Source organism: Streptococcus sp. NM (assembly GCF_003390135.1).
Classification (GTDB): Bacteria; Bacillota; Bacilli; order Lactobacillales; family Streptococcaceae; genus Streptococcus.
Genome location: NZ_QUOS01000002.1, coordinates 203782 through 220673, shown reverse-complemented (window position 1 = coordinate 220673; position 16892 = coordinate 203782). Strand labels below are relative to the sequence as shown.

Here is a 16892-nt window from a genome sequence, read left to right as displayed (position 1 = left end):
CATGAATGAACTAGATTTAAGCAATACACAGGCGTTTATTTTTACCGTGATTTTGATTGGCTTTCTCATTTACCTGAACCATCGAGACCGCAAAAAAAGCGCCCAAATCGAGCGAGAAAGTACACAGACGATAGAAACAACTAGCGAGGATTTAAGCCCTGATTATGGGCGATATATTCAGCTTGCAGGGGTTAAGCCATGGGGGTACTAAGATGTTTGAAAAAATGATTGAAGATTTAAAGTCTAAGATTTTGGAAGCAGTGGAACGATATTTAAAAAGCCATGAGAAAGCACCTCAAAAAAGATTAGATTTGATCAGCAAGGTGGAACTAAAGGAAGAACTGGGCATAGGAGATAAAACCTTGACAAAATGGGAAGGTGCAGGACTTTCACAGTATATACCGCCTATTGAAGATACTAGAAAAGCGTATTATAAAATCTCAGATGTTTTAAAGTTTTTGGGGGTAGATGATGGCAAAGACTAAAATATATTTTTGGTTAAAAGTTGATAAGAAATTTTTTGACAACCTTTTTATTAAGCGACTTAAAAATATGCCTGGTGGCTACACTATGACAGTGATTTATATCCGTCTTATGTTGGAAAGTTTAGAAGATGATTGTATTTTGTACTATGAAGGATATTTTGATAGTTTGGTACAGGAATTAGCTTTAAAACTGGATGTTTCTGAAGATGATATAAATATGACAGTTGCATATTTTACAAAATGTGGACTGATTCAGATAGACGATGATGGCCATGCTACATTATCGCAAGCAAAAGCCATGGTTGAGAGTGAAACAAATTGGGCAAAATACAAGCGAGACCAAAGAAAAAATAGTCAAAATTTACCAAAATTGGAGAATGTCCAAAATAAAAAGACTATTTCCAACTCATGTCCAACAGAGATAGAGAAAGAGAATAGAGTTAATAGTAAGAGTAATAATTTATATTTAGATAATATATTGTCGGGAAATCCCGACTTCACTTTTCCTACTTGGCTTGAAGAAACAGCTATAAAAGATTTAGAGAAAACAAAACATAAAGAACTTTGGATTCCTATTGCTTATCTGAACCAAGTAGCTAATAAGAGGTATAAGTTTGTTGATAAGACAAAAAGGCTTTTACTAGCACGATTCAAAGAAGGCTATACACTTGAAGATTTTAAACAGGTGATAGATATTAAAACAGCAGAATGGAAGGATAGTCCTGAATTTTCTAAGTATCTGAGACCAGAAACACTTTTTGGATCTAAGTTTGACGGTTATTTGAATCAAAAGCCTAAAACCATAAAAGGGAAGTCTGAAGACAACTTCCCAGACCTACCATTTTAGGAGTTGTACAGATGAAGGAACAATTTAAAGAATTTAATAACAGAAAAATATCGGATAAAGTTTGCGATGTTCACCAGGTAAATTACTGGGAAATTTCTGTACCAGTGTTAGGGAGTTCAGAAAGAAAAGTACAAGCATTTTGCCCGGAGTGTGTGAAGGGAGAGATTAAACAAAAAGAGCAAGACTTGTTACAGCAGTTTGAGGACAGCCAGGCTTACTTTAAAACTTATGATGTCTTAATGCGTGATAGTACAATTCCTAAAGAGTTAAAAGGAGCGACATTTGATAATTTCCTTGTTAAGACGACAGAGGAGCGTCAGATGTTAGATTTTGTAAAAGGTCAAGCCCAGAAGTACCTTGCAGGTATGACGGGGAATACTTTAATCAGTGGTAGCACAGGAATAGGGAAAAGTCATTTATCTCTTGCACTTGCTAAAGAAATCAATGAAAGTTTCAGGGAGAAGAACGAGTCTAAGAGTGTTTTGTTTGTCAGCCTAACCGAGATTATCAAGCAGATAAAAGAAGGATGGGCATATGGAAGAAATGCAAACTTAACAGAGTATGAGGCAGTTAAAAAGCTTGTTGATGTTGATTTCCTAATCATCGATGACCTTGGGGCAAAAAATGGAACAATCACTCCTAAGAGTGACTGGGAACAAGATTTCTTGTTTGATATTATCAATAATCGAGAAACTACGATTTTCAACACGAACCTAGATAGCAGTGAATTGCGAACGGTCTACAATGCTAGAAACTCAAGTAGAATTTTGAAAGGTTTAGAGGGGAACACTTTTAAGGCTTTCACAATCAAAGATAAGCGATATACGATTAACACAGTGAGGGGAGAGAAAGGTTAATAGATATGGATGAAATGAAATTTTCAACAGAAAAAGGCTTTATTGTCTACGAAAAATGTGGTATAATAGAGATAGAAAAAGTTCCAAGATTTGGAGAGATAACTTTAGTCTACTCAGATGGGAAATTTACTCATCTAGTCAAAAAAGAAACTAAAAAATAAGTCTATTGAGAACAACTCAGGGGCATACCGTAAGCATATGATGCTAGTGGTATGCCCTTTTTGTTTGCATAGAAAGGGGGTGAGTATTATGGCAAGAGATACTTCTTTAGGATATATAGTAGCCAATAAGTTTTCTATGGATCCAGATAAAAGACAGAAAATATTTTCTCAGTGTAAAAAAGAAGATAATAGCTTAGAACAACGGAAACAAGAAATACTAGAAAAATATGCTAACAAACAAGACAAATCAAAATCTAGAAAAAATGATTCTAAAGGCTCGGAGAATTATAAAGGAAAAGCTAAGAGCAAAGAATTTTAGAAAAAATTACAAACAAAAATCAGATATTAAAAGATGAAGGAGCAAAAAAATGACAAATAACTTAGCTAAACAAAAAGAAAATCTAGAAGCTTATATCCGAAGTACGGGTTATAACACTAGAGGGATGAACGTAGAAAATAATCATGTACTCATTGAAAAACCAATCCTTGATAGTTACGAAAATGAACATCAACGTAAAGAACTGGTTGATCTAGTAAATGTTATTGAGACTCGTACCCGTGGTGGGAAGTATGAAGTAACTGACTTTGAATCTGATTCATTACAAGAAGTTAGCGAAAATTCGGTTGAGAGAACAGAAGCAGATAAAAAGGAAACTATCAGCGTTGATTACTTAGTTAAATTATTCAGTGGAAAACTTGATTTTTCACAGGAACAATTAGATGATGGCCAATATAATTTAACGGATTTTCTTGGTAAGAAGATTATTAAATTAAAACGTAGAACACGAAATAGAGAGATTGGGAAAATTCTCCAAACTGCGAAAGTGCAGACTGCTACAAGTATCGACGACTTGAAATCTATTGTTTCTTCAATCAATCCAGAGCGAAATGTATCTATAGTTGTTAGTCAATCACTATTTAGTGTCTTAGAAAAAATGAAAGACACTTCAGGAAATTATCTTCTTAAAGTTGATAAAGAGACAGGGACAAGTGAAACATTCTTTGTAGATAACTTTTTAATTGTAGATGATACAACATTAGGGAATAAAGGCGACAAAAAAGGTTTTATCGGAGATCTAGAAAACTTTGTTACTTTGTTTGATCGCAAGAAAGATACACTTAGCTGGGCGAATGCGAATGACTATTTCGGGAAAAGGTTGATTTTACATACCCGATTTGATGTAAAAAAAATTGAAGAAGATTGTGGTTATCTTATTCAATGGAACTAGGAGAAAGAAATGGATATTAATCAAGTATTTGAAACACTGGATGATCTAGATAATAAAAAAAGTAAGATTAATTCAGCACGAGAACAGTTAAGCGAAAAAAGAAAAAGCCTTTTAGGCAATCAAACAGTTTCATTTGAGAATATAGATAATTTTTTATCTAACAACTTAGAGTCTTTGGAACATCTTGAAAAGATGGAAAAAGCTATTAATTCTCTTCAGGAAAAATATAATAGTGATTTTTCAGAAGCTAAAGCAGTCATCTTTGAATACATTTTTAAAGAAACTAAGCAACGGATGGAAACTAAGAAGATCTATAAACAATACCGAAAGAAACTTAGACGAATTCTGGACGCATATGATGAAATTCAAGAACTAAAGAAGGATGTAGAAGAAATCCATACAGGTGTAGTCAGGGAAATAAGTCAGAAACATTCTCTATCGCTATATCGAACGGAAGTAAGTCCGCTTACTGTCCTACCATTCTTAAACCCTGATATTAGCGGGTGGATGGATTTTTCTAAGGAATATCGGGACATTAAAGAGTATTTAGAAAAATAGGGAACAAATTAAGTAAGGCTAGTGATATATGGCTGAAACAGAAGAGATATCGCTAGTCCTACTTTTGTGCTTTACTAAGTTTCACATAACAAAGTAAGCATAAACTGAAAAGAAGTAATAGCTTGAAAGCAAGGTATATCAGGGGTTTACAGAATGGAGTGAGTTTCACAGAATGTAAGATATGAGAAACTGAGGGGATAAATTAAAGAAATTTCCCTTGAACTTGTCATACTGAAGAGTTGTCAAACTTAAAACAATGATACCTGGTAAGTGGAGTGTTGGAAGGCTTTTAGCGCTTTTTGTCAGTTTGACAGAATTTACAATTTGACAAATTGAAAGATAAAAAAATTTTTAAATTTAAGTGGAGGTACTTGCCTATGTACGAGTTGAGTAACAGGGACCTGGACGGGATAGATATTGAGTTAGGACGATATAGAACGCTTGCTAATAAAATTTATTTGAGAAGACAGGAACTGATACATAATAAGAAACATAGCACTGAAGATTATACTGGTAGGAAAGGCAAGACAGTATCTAGTCCTACTGAAGCGACAATCATTAGAATTGAAGAAGACCAAACACTAAGATATTTAGAAGGTTTCAAACTAGTTGTAGATACCTTGATGGAAAACTTAATTGAAAGTGATCTAGTAATTTTTAAAATGAGATATTTAGAAGCTGGTGCGACTTGGGAAGACGTGGCAGAGAAACTAAATAAAACTACTCGTTATATAAATAGCCGTAGAAAGGTAATCGCTAAAAGATTTATAGAATTGAAAGGATATTGACACTCCCCCCCACTTTGTAAAGCATTTTCGTTGATTTTAGGTACCGGGAGCGGTAACTTTTTCCAAGTCGGAAGCTGTCAACCAAAAAGGGGGTAAAAAGTTGATATTTTAAAAAAATAGAAGGAGTTTTTAGAAAATGGATTTAGCAGCACAATTAGCAAATATTTTAGCAGAATATTGCGAAGAGGTTAATGAAGAAGTTGATAAAATTGCGGAGCAAGTCGCTAAAGAAACAGTTAAAGAATTAAAGGAAACTAGCCCTAAAAGAACAGGTAAATATTCAAAAGGATGGCGTAAGAAAAGAGTGAGAAATGGAGTTTGGGTCGTATATAGTTTTAAATACGGATCTCTTACTCATTTACTTGAATTTGGACATATTAAACGAAATGGGGGGAGGACTAAGGCGTACCCTCATTTAAGACCTGCAGAACTGAATGCGATTCAAAAATTTACAGAAAGGATTAAGAACATTTCAAAGTAAACTATAATTGAATAGTATTAAGTATACTAATTAAGTGAGCGAACCAACACATCGTTATTTAAGTCCTTAGATTTATTTCTGAGGGCTTTTTATCCTTGCTTCTCATATTGCTATTTGATAAAATAAAAGTGCGAGAGGCTTTCGCCCTATCCTCTATGCTTTTATCTTTTTCTTTTGCGGGATTCGGGTTATATATAAGTTTGAGAGGATATGCTATAATATTAGCAGGTAATAAAAAAAGCACGTTTGACCGTGCTAGTTTCTTGCCTGCTGAACTCGTCAATATTACGCCCTTTTAGGGCTCTTTTTTGTGGACTTTTTTAGGAACTTTCAAGAAAAACTAAGGCGATTTAATGCCTAAATATTTTTAAAGAAAGTCAGTATTTTCAAGGGCTGAGCTCTAAAAATTTGACTTATAGAGTGTTAAATGATAGTATAGTCAAAGATAGTCAAGGTTCAAAGAGAGAGGTGGATTTGTAATGAGATTTAAAAATACATCGGATCATATTGAGGCCTACATCAAGGCGATTTTAGATCAATCTGGAATTGTAGAATTGCAACGAAGTCAGTTGGCAGATACCTTTCAGGTTGTTCCTAGTCAGATTAACTATGTGATCAAGACACGCTTTACTGAAAGTAGAGGCTACTTGGTTGAAAGTAAGCGTGGTGGCGGAGGCTATATTCGTATAGGACGGATTGAGTTTTCTAGTCATCATGAAATGCTTAGGGAGCTGCTTTACTCGATTGGTGAGCGGGTCAGTCAAGAAATTTATGAGGATATTCTACAGCTTTTGGTTGAGCAGGAATTGATGACCAAGCAGGAGATGAATTTGCTGGTAGCAGTAGCTTTGGATCGCGTTCTAGGAGAAGAAGCTCCAGTTGTTCGTGCTAATATGCTAAGACAGGTCATACAAGAGGTAGATAGAAAAGGGAAGTAAGATGAACTATTCAAAAGCATTGAATGAATGTATCGAAAGTGCCTACATGGTTGCTGGCCATTTTGGAGCTCGTTATCTAGAGTCTTGGCACTTGTTGATTGCCATGTCCAATCACAGTTATAGCGTGGCAGGGGCGACTTTAAATGATTATCCATATGAGATGGACCGTTTAGAAGAAGTCGCTTTGGAACTGACTGAAACGGACTACAGCCAGGATGAAACCTTTACGGAATTGCCGTTTTCTCATCGTCTACAGGTTCTCTTTGCTGAAGCAGAGTATGTAGCGTCAGTGGTCCATGCTAAGGTGCTAGGGACGGAGCACGTCCTTTATGCGATTTTGCATGATGGCAATGCCTTGGCGACTCGTATCTTGGAGAGGGCTGGTTTTTCTTATGAAGACAAGAAAGATCAGGTTAAGATTGCTGCCCTTCGTCGAAATTTAGAAGAACGTGCAGGCTGGACTCGAGAAGACCTCAAGGCTTTACGCCAACGCCATCGTACAGTAGCTGACAAGCAAAATTCTATGGCCAATATGATGGGCATGCCGCAGACTCCGAGTGGTGGACTCGAGGACTATACGCATGATTTGACAGAGCAAGCGCGTTCTGGCAAGTTAGAACCAGTCATCGGTCGGGACAAGGAAATCTCGCGTATGATTCAAATTTTGAGTCGGAAGACAAAGAATAATCCTGTCTTGGTTGGGGATGCTGGTGTCGGGAAAACAGCCTTGGCGCTTGGGCTCGCTCAGCGTATTGCTAGTGGTGATGTACCTGCGGAAATGGCTAAGATGCGCGTGTTAGAGCTTGATTTGATGAACGTTGTTGCAGGGACACGCTTCCGTGGTGACTTTGAAGAACGCATGAACAATATCATAAAGGATATTGAAGAAGATGGTCAAGTTATCCTCTTTATCGATGAACTTCACACTATCATGGGTTCTGGTAGTGGGATTGATTCGACTCTGGATGCGGCCAATATCTTGAAGCCAGCCTTGGCGCGTGGAACTTTGAGAACGGTTGGTGCGACTACTCAGGAAGAATATCAAAAACACATTGAAAAAGACGCAGCCCTTTCTCGTCGTTTCGCTAAAGTGACGATTGAAGAGCCAAGTGTGGCAGACAGTATGACCATTTTGCAAGGCTTGAAGGCGACTTATGAGAAACATCACCGTGTGCAAATCACAGATGAAGCGGTTGAAACAGCCGTCAAGATGGCTCATCGTTACTTGACTAGCCGTCACTTGCCAGACTCTGCTATCGACCTCTTAGATGAAGCAGCGGCAACAGTGCAAAATAAGGCTAAGCATGTAAAAGCAGACGATTCAGGTTTGAGTCCAGCTGACAAGGCCTTGATGGATGGTAAGTGGAAACAGGCAGCTCAGTTAATCGCAAAAGAAGAGGAAGTGCCTGTCTATAAAGACTTGGTGACAGAGTCTGATATTTTGACCACCTTGAGTCGCTTGTCAGGTATTCCAGTCCAAAAACTGACTCAGACTGATGCTAAGAAATACCTAAACTTGGAAGCTGAATTGCACAAACGTGTCATCGGGCAAGATCAAGCAGTTTCAAGCATTAGCCGTGCGATTCGCCGCAACCAGTCAGGGATTCGCAGTCATAAGCGTCCGATTGGTTCCTTTATGTTCTTAGGGCCTACAGGTGTCGGTAAGACCGAATTGGCTAAGGCTCTAGCAGAAGTTCTTTTTGATGATGAATCAGCTCTGATCCGCTTTGATATGAGTGAATATATGGAGAAATTTGCAGCCAGCCGTCTCAATGGAGCTCCTCCGGGCTATGTGGGTTATGAAGAAGGTGGGGAGTTGACCGAGAAGGTTCGCAACAAACCCTATTCCGTTCTCCTCTTTGACGAAGTAGAAAAGGCCCACCCAGACATCTTTAATGTCCTCTTGCAGGTCTTGGATGACGGTGTCTTGACAGATAGTAAGGGACGCAAGGTCGATTTTTCAAATACCATTATCATCATGACATCGAACCTTGGTGCGACAGCCCTTCGTGATGATAAGACGGTTGGTTTTGGGGCTAAGGATATTCGTTTTGACCAGGAAAACATGGAAAAACGCATGTTTGAAGAGTTGAAAAAGGCTTATAGACCTGAATTCATCAACCGTATTGATGAAAAGGTGGTCTTCCATAGCCTATCTAGCGACCATATGCAGGAAGTGGTGAAGATTATGGTTAAACCTTTAGTGGCAAGTTTGGCTGAAAAAGGCATTGATTTGAAATTACAAGCTTCAGCCCTGAAATTGTTGGCAAATCAAGGATATGACCCAGAGATGGGAGCTCGTCCACTTCGCAGAACCCTGCAAACAGAAGTGGAGGACAAGTTGGCAGAACTTCTTCTTAAGGGAGATTTGGTGGCAGGCAGCACACTTAAGATTGGTGTTAAAGCAGGCCAGTTAAAATTTGATATTGCATAAAAATGGAGAATCAGGAGCAATCTTGATTCTCTTTTTTGCTACTTTTTTATAAAAAATAATAAAAAACTATTGACAAAACAAAAATATAGTTTATAATAAAAAACATAGATAATAAAAATATCAAAAATTATAAAAAGGCAATGCATTTATGAAAAAGAAAACAGCAGTGGTATTTGGAACCTTTGCTCCGCTTCATCAAGGTCATATCGATCTGATCCAGCGTGCGAAGCGACAGTGTGACCGGGTTTGGGTTGTCGTTTCAGGCTATGAGGGAGATAGAGGGGAGCAGGTAGGCTTAACGCTTCAAAAAAGATTTCGCTATATCCGAGAGGCCTTTGGTGATGACGAGTTGACCTCTGTCTGCAAGTTAGATGAAACCAATCTTCCTCGTTACCCTATGGGTTGGCAGGAGTGGTTGGACCAAATGTTAGAGGAGATTTCCTATGATGAAACCCAGCAAGAACTAATTTTCTTTGTGGGAGAAGCAGACTACCAGCAAGAATTGTCTAATCGTAGCTTTGAGACTGTCTTGCAAGAAAGAAAGTTTGGTATCTCAGCGACTATGATTCGAGAAAATCCAAGCAAATATTGGAAATATATTGCTCAACCCTTCCGACGTCAGTTTACAAAGAAAGTGTTGATTATGGGAAGTGCCAGCAATGGGAAGACCACTTTAGCCAAGGATTTGGCAAGGTATTACGATGCACCAGTTAGCCTGGAATACGCGCGTGAGTACCAGATCAAAAACAATGTCCGCGACGATGAATTGACTCCAAAGGATTACTATTATCTCCTGTTGGGGCAGTATGACCAGACATCTAAGTTAATCGATAGCAATGCCAATAGGGGACTGGTAATAGCAGACACCAACTCCTTAGTAACCAAGGGCTACTATGATTATTACATGGAGACTGAGGACCAAAGGGACTTATCAGGAGAGACATTTGACAATCTCTTTGTTTCAATCTTGGCTAAGGAAAAATGGGACTTGATTCTCTTTGTGCAACCTGTCGGTTCCTATGTCAATGACGGATTTAGAGATATGACTATGGCAGAAGACCATATTCGTCATAGTTTTTCCCAGCATTTGGACCAGATGAGGGAGCGCTACTTAGCAAACATTCCACTAGTTTATCTAGCAGAAGATTATCTAGGAAATTATGAAGCAGCAAAAGTGGCTATTGATGCCATTTACCAAGCAGATTAGGAGAAAAATATGAAAAAACTAACTGAAAAAATCACACAATTTATCGAAAACTTTAAAAATGTCCATGCGGAAGCCCGCAAGATCGGTTTTGCAGGAATCATGAACCTGCTCTGGAAAGATCTCTTTGTCGGCCGTAGCCTCTTCCAGTGGTTGTATCTTATTGTCTTGTCAAGTGTTCCCTTGATCTTGGAATTCACGCAAAATACAGAAAGTCATGACTGGATGAGCTTGTTGGCATCTTGGACTGGGATTGTCTGTGTTATCTTGGTAGCAGAAGGGCGTGCAAGCAATTATCTCTTTGGGGCCATCAACTCAGCTATCTATTTGGTTTTGGCCATGAACGCGACTTTTTATGGAGAAGTCTTGACAACCGTTTACTTCTTTGTCATGCAGCCGATTGGCCTCTATGCTTGGCTGTCCAACCGTATCAATGATCAAGGAAAAGTAGAAGAATCTCACTTTGAAGCTAAGAAATTATCTGTGCTTGACTGGCTCAAGTACTTGGCTTTGACTGCTATCATTTGGATTGGTATGGGCTTGGCTTACCAAAGTATTCATAGCGCTCGCCCTTTCCGTGATAGTGTAACCGATGCGACCAATGGTGTAGGTCAGCTCTTGATGACACGTCTCTACCGTGAGCAATGGATTTTCTGGATTGCAACCAATCTTTTTAGTATCTACCTCTGGTGGGGTGAAAATATCCACATCCAAGGGATGTACTGGGTTTACACACTCAATAGTCTAGTAGGTTGGTACCAATGGACCAAGGCAGTTCGTAAGGAGGCATAAAATGGCGGATACGATGATTCCAGCAGGGATGACGGAAAAAGAATTTTTTGAAGTTCATGTAAGTCAGGAAGAGTTTTTAGACTGGTACTACAAGCAGGAACTCCCTCAATACGAAAAACCAAGTGTGACGGTGGATATGGTAGCCTACTGCTTTGTCGAAGGAAAGATCAAGCTCTTATTAATTCGTCGCAAGGCTCACCCTTATCAAAATTGTTTGGCCTTAGTTGGAGGATTTATGGACAAGGGCGAAGATGCTGCGCATGCCTGTCAGCGTGAGGTGAGAGAAGAAGTTAATCTCGATCTTCCTTTGGAAAAAATTGAGCAATTGATGACCGTATCGACCCCCGGCCGTGACCCACGGGGCTGGACAGTGACCATTGCCCACTTGGTTTATCTGCCTAGTCGTGCATTAGAACTTGTTCAAGCAGGAGACGATGCCAAGGATGTCGTTTTCGTAGATGTCGATTTTCAGACAGGCAAGTGCTTCTTAAAGGGAGTAGAGTTGGAGGAGCAAGCCTTCGCTTTTGACCATTATGCCATTATCCAAGAATCCATCAAACGAATCCAAGGCCGTCTCGACTGGAATCCGACCTTCCTTTATCTGCTGGAGGAGGAGTTCACTGTCTACGAAGGAACTGAACTGGTCAATCTTATCAACCCCGGTCGTCCAATCGTCAGCAATAATTTTCTCGTAAAATACGGAGAATATGTAGAAGAAGTCGGACTCAAACGAGTGCCTAAAAAGAAACCAAGAAAAACCTATCGATTGAAATAAAAAACGAGGTCGGGACAAAGTTCCCGATCTCTTTATTTGCCTTTATTAGTTTGATTTGCTGTTGCGACTGTTTTAGGGATGGCTATCTTTCTTAGAATTACTCAACATGTGAGTAAAGAAGTCTTTGTATCGATACTTGAGATATTTCTCATGCAAAACTAATAAAGCGATATAGAAAATCAAAAAGATTGTAGTCAGATAAAACACATCAAATGCAGTTCGCGCATAGTAAGTTGCTGATTGATAAGAGACAATAGCTGTCACAATCAACCAAGGAAGATACTTGTAATATTTGCTTAACATAAGCCTACACCTCCTATATTCTATTTCAATGTTATTATATTCCTTTGCACTTAAAGTTGCAAGCGATTACAAAAAAACGAATTCAAATTTTTAATAGGAAAATCTCCTGTTTTTCTGTTTTATTACGAATAGAAGAGTAGGAGGAGTACATGTATCTAAAGTATTTAAGATTTTTAAAATAGTTTAGATAAATTGTTGACATATTCAAATGCGAATGTTACAATTATATTACAAAAAGATTTCTTCATATTTCTAAAATATTACAAAGGAGTAGAAAAATGAAAAAGAAAACCTATATCAAATTGATGGCAGCAACTGTATTGGCTTCTACCTTGCTATTAGGAGCTTGTGGAAATAAAAAGGAAACAACTCAAGCAAGTAGTTCTGCTAAGACAAGTCAGTCATCAAGTTCTAAAGCAACTTCTTCTAGCAAAGAAAGCAAGACTCAGAAATCCTCAAGTTCAGCTTCATCTGAAAAAGCCAAGGCGTCTACTGACCAGTCTTCAGCAAGTGCAACACCATCACAAGCGGCACCAGAGCAAAGACAAGGCCAAGAAGTGTCTAATCAACAGGCAGCTAGTCAACAAACTGCTACTCAAGCTCCTTCAACTCAGCAAGGTTCTCAAGCCCAGTCTAACCAGTCAGGCTATGATCCAACAACTGACCGCAAACTTCAAGACAAGCAAGCAGAACACAACAAACGCTACAAGGGTGTTTTAACCATGGTAGATGGTGATTTCTCAGCTGCAGCGGGCAATTGGAAGGGAGCAAATGGCGAAACTATCACAGTTTCATCAGGAGGCAAATTCACAGTAGAATCTGCTGATGGAAAGAAAGAAAACTACTCTATCAGAGACTATTCTTATACTCTTGATGATGGTAAGTATAATGCCAAAATTGGTGGGGGAAAAATCATCCAAATTACAACAGGAGCGGATGGTAAGGTTTCCAGTGTTGCTTTGAGTCAATAATAACTCTCAGTATTTGAATTTTTACAATCAAAGAAAATCCGTCAGCTCAATAAGAGTTGACGGATTATTTTATACTTGTACTTGGGTTAAAAATTCTTCTGTAGTAAGAATTTGAGCAAACTCATCTTGTAGAGAAAGGAGATTAATCTCATGGATAGTCTCAGGAGAGATGGCCTGACCGTTTTTGTTAGATAGGGTAAAACTGGCAGTGGCATCTGCTAGTAAAGTGACTTCAAAACCAAGATTTGCTGCCATTCGTGTCGTAGTAGATACACAATGAGGCAGGGTCAAACCAACAACGACTAAATGACAAATCTGATTTTTTCGTAAATATGTTTCAAGATTTGTTCCAATAAAGGCGCTATTAACCGTTTTTTGAAAGACAGGTTCTGCAGTAACTGGTTCAAATCCACTTTTAAACACCTGATTTTGTTTGTTATGAAATTGCGACTGGGGATTGTCAGATATGTGTTGAACGTGTAAGACTGGAAGATCGTGTTTACGAAAGTGTGCCAGTACCCTCAATGCTTGATGTTCAGCTTGAGGGTTATTTCGTTCTCCCCAAATAGGTCTATCAAATGCTTTTTGCATATCGATAACCAGTAGAGCAGTATGAACCATTTTAAGCTTTCTCCAATTGCAAGAGGGCTTCAATCTCTGCCAGAGTGCTAGCTTGTGAAATGGCTCCACGGAGTTTGGCAGCGCCAGATGTTCCACGGAGGTAGTGAGGAGCGAGGCCACGGAATTCACGAACTGCGATCTTTTCTCCTTTGAGGTTAATCAAGCGTTTCAAATGTTCGTAGGCAATTTTCATCTTGTCTTCAAAGGTCAAATCAGGGAGGATTTCTCCTGTTTCAAAGTAGTGGTTAATTTGATTGAAGAGGTAAGGATTTCCCATGGCAGCGCGGCCAATCATAACTGCGTCAGCCCCGACTTCTTCGATGCGTTGCTTGGCTTCTTGGACAGTACGGATATCACCGTTGGCGATAAATGGAATCTTGGTCAAAGCTTGAGCGACCTTGTGAAGGGTCTCAAGGTCTGCGTGACCTGTATACATTTGTTCACGGGTACGGCCATGCATGGCGAGGGCAGAAACACCTGCAGCTTCAGCAGCGAGGGCATTTTCTACTGCCAGAGATGGATCGGCCCAGCCGGTACGCATTTTGACAGTAAGTGGGATATCAAGGACAGATTGGACCTTGTTGATGATAGAGTAAATCTTATCTGGATCCTTGAGCCACATAGCGCCAGCTTCGTTCTTCACGATTTTGTTAACTGGGCAGCCCATGTTGATATCCACGATATCGGTTTTGGTGTTTTCTTGGATGAATTCTGCTGCGCGTGCTAGGCTGTCTTCATCACTACCAAAAAGTTGGATAGAAACAGGGTTTTCGCCTTCATCAATATGAAGCATGTGCAGGGTTTTTTCATTGTTGTATTGGATTCCCTTGTCAGAGACCATTTCCATTACAACGAGTCCAGCTCCGAGCTCTTTTGCAATAGTACGAAAGGCTGAGTTTGTCACGCCAGCCATAGGCGCTAAAACGGTACGATTGGGAATCTCAACATTGCCAATCATAAAGGGTGTATTAAGATTTGTCACGAATGAGTTCCTCCAGGTCGTGTTCATCAAAGTTGTAAGTTGTTTGGCAGAATTGACAAGTGATTTCTGCTCCGTGGTCTTCCTCTTTCATTTCCTGCAAGTCTGAGCTTGGAAGGCTAGAAAGAGCGTTCATAAAGCGTTCATGGCTACAGTCACATTGGAAACGGATTTCTTCTTCAGAAAGACGCTTGTAGGCCTCGTCCCCGTAGATAGCCTTGAGAAGGGCTTCAATATGGTCTTCACTTTCCAGAAGGGTTGAGATAGCTGGCATTTCTTGGATGCGTTTTTCAAAGCGAGCAATCTCTTCTTCCTTGGCTCCTGGCAAGACTTGGACTAGGAAACCACCTGCAACCTTGACCTTGTCTTCTTCGTCCAAAAGGACATTGAGGCCGACTGCTGAAGGGGTTTGTTGGCTTTCGGTCAGGTAAAAGGCCAGGTCTTCACCGATTTCCCCAGAGATGAGGGGAGTCATAGAGTTGTAAGGATTTCCAGTACCGTAGTCTGTGATAACGAGGAATTGACCATTTCCAACAAAAGGTCCAACTAGGACTTCACCAGTTGCAGTCTTTTTGATGTCAACACCAGGATTTTGAACGTAGCCTTTGACGTTCCCCTTGGTATCAGCAACGGTGATAATGGCTCCTAGAGAGCTAGATCCCAGTACCTTCACTGTTAGTTTGGTATTTCCTTTTTCATTGGCTGCGAGAATCTGGCTAGCGATAAGAGTTCGACCAAGCGCTACAGTTGAGCTAGCTTGGGTTTGGTGTTTTTCTTGAGCAGTGCGGACGGTTTCTGTGCTATCAAGGACAAAAGCACGAAAGGCTCCGCTTTCTGATATTGTTTTAATAATTTTATCCATAGCTACTATTTTAGCATAAAAATGCCCAAAGGGGGAGCCGTGTGTTTGCTGATTTTCAGGATAATGGACCAGGAAATCAGCATGAAAATAAAAAGAGAAACAGATTATTTCAGCATTTCTAAGATTTATGCTATGCTTAAGGTAGAAAATGAAAGGGGTAACAAATGTATTTAGGAGATTTGATGGAAAAGGCTGAATCTGGCCAATTTTCAATCCTTTCCTTTCTATTACAAGAGTCTCAGACGACCGTCAAGGCTGTAATGGAGGAAACAGGATTTTCAAAAGCAACCCTAACCAAATATGTCACCCTGCTCAATGACAAGGCTTTGGATAGTGGCATAGAGCTGACTATTCATTTAGAAGATGAAAATCTGCGTCTATCGATCGGTGCAACTACCAAGGGAAGAGATATTCGGAGCTTGTTTTTGGAGAATGCTGTTAAATATCAGATTTTGGTCTATCTTCTCTACCACCAACAGTTTTTAGCCCATCAGCTGGCTCAAGAATTGATGATTAGCGAGGCTACGCTTGGTCGTCACTTAGCTAGCTTAAATCAGATTTTGTCAGAATTTGATTTATCTATTCAAAATGGACGTTGGCGAGGTCCAGAGCATCAGATTCGCTATTTCTATTTCTGTCTTTTCCGCAAGGTTTGGTCGAGTCAGGAATGGGAAGGCCATATGCAGAAACCAGAGAGAAAACAGGAGATTGCTACACTAGAAGAAATCTGCGGTGCAAGTTTGTCTTCGGGGCAGAAATTGGATTTGGTTCTCTGGTCTCACATCAGTCAACAGCGTCTTCGGGTCAATGCCTGTCAGTTTCAAGTCATAGAAGAAAAAATGCGAGGGTATTTTGACAATATTTTCTACCTTCGTTTGCATCGAAAGGCTCCTTCCTTTTTTGCCGGGCAACACCTTCCTCTAGGAACTGAGGATGGGGAGATGATGGTATTCTTCTCTTTCCTCCTATCTCATCGCATCCTTCCTCTTCATACAATGGAGTATATTCTTGGTTTTGGAGGGCAGTTGGCAGATTTGCTGACGCAATTGATTCAAGAAATGAAGAAGGAGGAGTTGCTGGGCGGTTATACAGAGGACCATGTCACCTATGAACTCAGTCAGCTTTGTGCTCAAGTCTATCTCTATAAGGGCTATATTTTACAGGACCGCTACAAGTACCAGTTGGAGAATCGTCATCCTTATTTGTTGATGGAACATGATTTTAGGGGAACGGCAGAGGAGATTTTTCATGCTCTACCTGCTTTTCAACAGGGGACGGATTTGGATAAGAAGATTCTCTGGGAATGGCTCCAGTTGATAGAATATATGGCTGAAAATGGTGGCCAGCATATGCGGATTGGTCTGGATTTGACATCTGGTTTTCTTGTCTTTTCAAGGATGGCAGCCATTTTGAAACGGTATTTGGAATACAATCGTTTTATCACCATTGAAGCCTATGACCGAACTCGGCATTATGATTTGCTGGTTACCAATAACCCGATTCATAAGAAGGAACAAGCACCAGTCTATTATTTAAAAAATGACTTGGATATGGAAGATTTGGCAGCGATTCGTCAGTTATTATTCACTTAAAAGGCTTGGTTGTTC

Annotated in this window: 21 protein-coding genes; 17 read left to right on the top strand and 4 right to left on the bottom strand. The window is 39.6% G+C overall.

Annotation, left to right across the window (positions count from 1 at the left end; all coding sequences use genetic code 11):
• The first annotated feature begins 1 nt into the window (after position 1).
• The 15 genes from DXN33_RS05605 to DXN33_RS05540 all read left to right on the top strand — a co-directional run bounded on the left by DXN33_RS05605 (position 2) and on the right by DXN33_RS05540 (position 11549).
• A complete protein-coding gene (locus tag DXN33_RS05605; protein ID WP_084931970.1) occupies positions 2-211 on the top strand; it encodes a hypothetical protein in 210 nt (69 codons plus the stop codon).
• Position 212: 1 nt separating this feature from the next.
• On the top strand, positions 213-485 hold the full coding sequence (locus DXN33_RS05600; protein ID WP_181897292.1) for a hypothetical protein: 273 nt from the start codon (positions 213-215) through the stop codon (positions 483-485).
• Positions 472-1332: a conserved phage C-terminal domain-containing protein gene (locus DXN33_RS05595; RefSeq protein WP_115904578.1), complete on the top strand. Its 861-nt coding sequence runs from the start codon at positions 472-474 to the stop codon at positions 1330-1332. Before DXN33_RS05600 ends, DXN33_RS05595 begins: the two co-directional genes overlap by 14 nt.
• An 11-nt stretch (positions 1333-1343) precedes the next feature.
• Positions 1344-2189 carry an ATP-binding protein gene (locus DXN33_RS05590; RefSeq protein WP_115904577.1) on the top strand — a complete coding sequence of 282 codons (846 nt, stop codon included), beginning with the start codon at positions 1344-1346 and terminating at the stop codon, positions 2187-2189.
• A 5-nt stretch (positions 2190-2194) separates the two neighbouring features.
• Complete coding sequence (locus tag DXN33_RS09670) at positions 2195-2350, top strand: hypothetical protein (protein WP_000344069.1); 156 nt, start codon at positions 2195-2197, stop codon at positions 2348-2350.
• 88 nt (positions 2351-2438) lie between these two features.
• Positions 2439-2669 carry a hypothetical protein gene (locus DXN33_RS05585; RefSeq protein WP_115904576.1) on the top strand — a complete coding sequence of 77 codons (231 nt, stop codon included), beginning with the start codon at positions 2439-2441 and terminating at the stop codon, positions 2667-2669.
• A gap of 49 nt (positions 2670-2718) precedes the next feature.
• The gene (locus DXN33_RS05580) at positions 2719-3579 is read left to right on the top strand and encodes a phage major capsid protein (protein WP_115904575.1); all 861 of its coding nucleotides are present in this window, start codon (positions 2719-2721) and stop codon (positions 3577-3579) included.
• A 9-nt stretch (positions 3580-3588) separates the two neighbouring features.
• Positions 3589-4137 carry a hypothetical protein gene (locus tag DXN33_RS05575; protein ID WP_115904574.1) on the top strand — a complete coding sequence of 183 codons (549 nt, stop codon included), beginning with the start codon at positions 3589-3591 and terminating at the stop codon, positions 4135-4137.
• A 377-nt stretch (positions 4138-4514) separates the two neighbouring features.
• The gene (locus DXN33_RS05570; RefSeq protein ID WP_115904573.1) at positions 4515-4925 is read left to right on the top strand and encodes a DUF722 domain-containing protein; all 411 of its coding nucleotides are present in this window, start codon (positions 4515-4517) and stop codon (positions 4923-4925) included.
• Between the two features lie 136 nt (positions 4926-5061).
• The gene (locus DXN33_RS05565; RefSeq protein ID WP_004261968.1) at positions 5062-5406 is read left to right on the top strand and encodes an HK97 gp10 family phage protein; all 345 of its coding nucleotides are present in this window, start codon (positions 5062-5064) and stop codon (positions 5404-5406) included.
• A 479-nt stretch (positions 5407-5885) separates the two neighbouring features.
• On the top strand, positions 5886-6344 hold the full coding sequence (locus DXN33_RS05560) for a CtsR family transcriptional regulator (protein ID WP_004261972.1): 459 nt from the start codon (positions 5886-5888) through the stop codon (positions 6342-6344).
• Position 6345: 1 nt separating this feature from the next.
• Positions 6346-8778, top strand: a complete 2433-nt coding sequence (locus DXN33_RS05555) for an ATP-dependent Clp protease ATP-binding subunit (RefSeq protein ID WP_049509670.1) — start codon at positions 6346-6348, stop codon at positions 8776-8778.
• Between the two features lie 148 nt (positions 8779-8926).
• Complete coding sequence (locus DXN33_RS05550; RefSeq protein ID WP_049487554.1) at positions 8927-9985, top strand: AAA family ATPase; 1059 nt, start codon at positions 8927-8929, stop codon at positions 9983-9985.
• 9 nt (positions 9986-9994) lie between these two features.
• The gene (gene pnuC, locus DXN33_RS05545; RefSeq protein ID WP_115904572.1) at positions 9995-10774 is read left to right on the top strand and encodes a nicotinamide riboside transporter PnuC; all 780 of its coding nucleotides are present in this window, start codon (positions 9995-9997) and stop codon (positions 10772-10774) included.
• Between the two features lies 1 nt (position 10775).
• Complete coding sequence (locus DXN33_RS05540; RefSeq protein ID WP_115904571.1) at positions 10776-11549, top strand: NUDIX hydrolase; 774 nt, start codon at positions 10776-10778, stop codon at positions 11547-11549.
• Positions 11550-11621: 72 nt separating this feature from the next.
• Here the strand turns inward: DXN33_RS05540 and DXN33_RS05535 are convergent, their stop codons facing one another.
• The gene (locus tag DXN33_RS05535) at positions 11622-11852 is read right to left on the bottom strand and encodes a hypothetical protein (protein ID WP_049552666.1); all 231 of its coding nucleotides are present in this window, start codon (positions 11850-11852) and stop codon (positions 11622-11624) included.
• Between the two features lie 278 nt (positions 11853-12130).
• Between DXN33_RS05535 and DXN33_RS05530 the strand changes: the two genes are divergently transcribed.
• Positions 12131-12823: a hypothetical protein gene (locus DXN33_RS05530; RefSeq protein WP_115904570.1), complete on the top strand. Its 693-nt coding sequence runs from the start codon at positions 12131-12133 to the stop codon at positions 12821-12823.
• Between the two features lie 69 nt (positions 12824-12892).
• On the opposite strand, the gene DXN33_RS05525 is transcribed toward DXN33_RS05530, so the two are convergent.
• The 3 genes from DXN33_RS05525 to hslO are packed head-to-tail and all read right to left on the bottom strand — an operon-like array spanning position 12893 to position 15285.
• Positions 12893-13444, bottom strand: coding sequence for a cysteine hydrolase family protein (locus DXN33_RS05525; protein WP_049487548.1), 552 nt, complete (start codon positions 13442-13444; stop codon positions 12893-12895).
• A 1-nt stretch (position 13445) separates the two neighbouring features.
• Positions 13446-14426 (bottom strand): tRNA dihydrouridine synthase DusB, encoded by a 981-nt coding sequence (gene dusB / locus DXN33_RS05520; protein ID WP_049487546.1) that lies wholly within the window; start codon positions 14424-14426, stop codon positions 13446-13448.
• Positions 14413-15285 (bottom strand): Hsp33 family molecular chaperone HslO, encoded by an 873-nt coding sequence (gene hslO, locus DXN33_RS05515; RefSeq protein WP_115904568.1) that lies wholly within the window; start codon positions 15283-15285, stop codon positions 14413-14415. The genes dusB and hslO overlap by 14 nt, the downstream gene beginning before the upstream one ends.
• Positions 15286-15449: 164 nt before the next feature.
• On the opposite strand from hslO, the gene DXN33_RS05510 reads away from it, so the two are divergent.
• Positions 15450-16877 (top strand): helix-turn-helix domain-containing protein, encoded by a 1428-nt coding sequence (locus tag DXN33_RS05510; RefSeq protein WP_115904567.1) that lies wholly within the window; start codon positions 15450-15452, stop codon positions 16875-16877.
• Positions 16878-16892: the final 15 nt, after the last annotated feature.

Coding starts and splice junctions, on each gene's coding strand:
- DXN33_RS05580 (WP_115904575.1), top strand. CDS start 2,719: ATGACAAATAACTTAGCTAAACAAAAAGAAAATCTAGAAGCTTATATC.
- DXN33_RS05565 (WP_004261968.1), top strand. CDS start 5,062: ATGGATTTAGCAGCACAATTAGCAAATATTTTAGCAGAATATTGCGAA.
- DXN33_RS05600 (WP_181897292.1), top strand. CDS start 213: ATGTTTGAAAAAATGATTGAAGATTTAAAGTCTAAGATTTTGGAAGCA.
- DXN33_RS05605 (WP_084931970.1), top strand. CDS start 2: ATGAATGAACTAGATTTAAGCAATACACAGGCGTTTATTTTTACCGTG.
- DXN33_RS05555 (WP_049509670.1), top strand. CDS start 6,346: ATGAACTATTCAAAAGCATTGAATGAATGTATCGAAAGTGCCTACATG.
- hslO (WP_115904568.1), bottom strand. CDS start 15,285: ATGGATAAAATTATTAAAACAATATCAGAAAGCGGAGCCTTTCGTGCT.
- DXN33_RS05535 (WP_049552666.1), bottom strand. CDS start 11,852: ATGTTAAGCAAATATTACAAGTATCTTCCTTGGTTGATTGTGACAGCT.
- DXN33_RS05530 (WP_115904570.1), top strand. CDS start 12,131: ATGAAAAAGAAAACCTATATCAAATTGATGGCAGCAACTGTATTGGCT.
- DXN33_RS05560 (WP_004261972.1), top strand. CDS start 5,886: ATGAGATTTAAAAATACATCGGATCATATTGAGGCCTACATCAAGGCG.
- pnuC (WP_115904572.1), top strand. CDS start 9,995: ATGAAAAAACTAACTGAAAAAATCACACAATTTATCGAAAACTTTAAA.
- DXN33_RS05525 (WP_049487548.1), bottom strand. CDS start 13,444: ATGGTTCATACTGCTCTACTGGTTATCGATATGCAAAAAGCATTTGAT.
- DXN33_RS05585 (WP_115904576.1), top strand. CDS start 2,439: ATGGCAAGAGATACTTCTTTAGGATATATAGTAGCCAATAAGTTTTCT.
- DXN33_RS09670 (WP_000344069.1), top strand. CDS start 2,195: ATGGATGAAATGAAATTTTCAACAGAAAAAGGCTTTATTGTCTACGAA.
- DXN33_RS05540 (WP_115904571.1), top strand. CDS start 10,776: ATGGCGGATACGATGATTCCAGCAGGGATGACGGAAAAAGAATTTTTT.
- DXN33_RS05595 (WP_115904578.1), top strand. CDS start 472: ATGGCAAAGACTAAAATATATTTTTGGTTAAAAGTTGATAAGAAATTT.
- DXN33_RS05590 (WP_115904577.1), top strand. CDS start 1,344: ATGAAGGAACAATTTAAAGAATTTAATAACAGAAAAATATCGGATAAA.
- DXN33_RS05575 (WP_115904574.1), top strand. CDS start 3,589: ATGGATATTAATCAAGTATTTGAAACACTGGATGATCTAGATAATAAA.
- DXN33_RS05510 (WP_115904567.1), top strand. CDS start 15,450: ATGTATTTAGGAGATTTGATGGAAAAGGCTGAATCTGGCCAATTTTCA.
- DXN33_RS05570 (WP_115904573.1), top strand. CDS start 4,515: ATGTACGAGTTGAGTAACAGGGACCTGGACGGGATAGATATTGAGTTA.
- DXN33_RS05550 (WP_049487554.1), top strand. CDS start 8,927: ATGAAAAAGAAAACAGCAGTGGTATTTGGAACCTTTGCTCCGCTTCAT.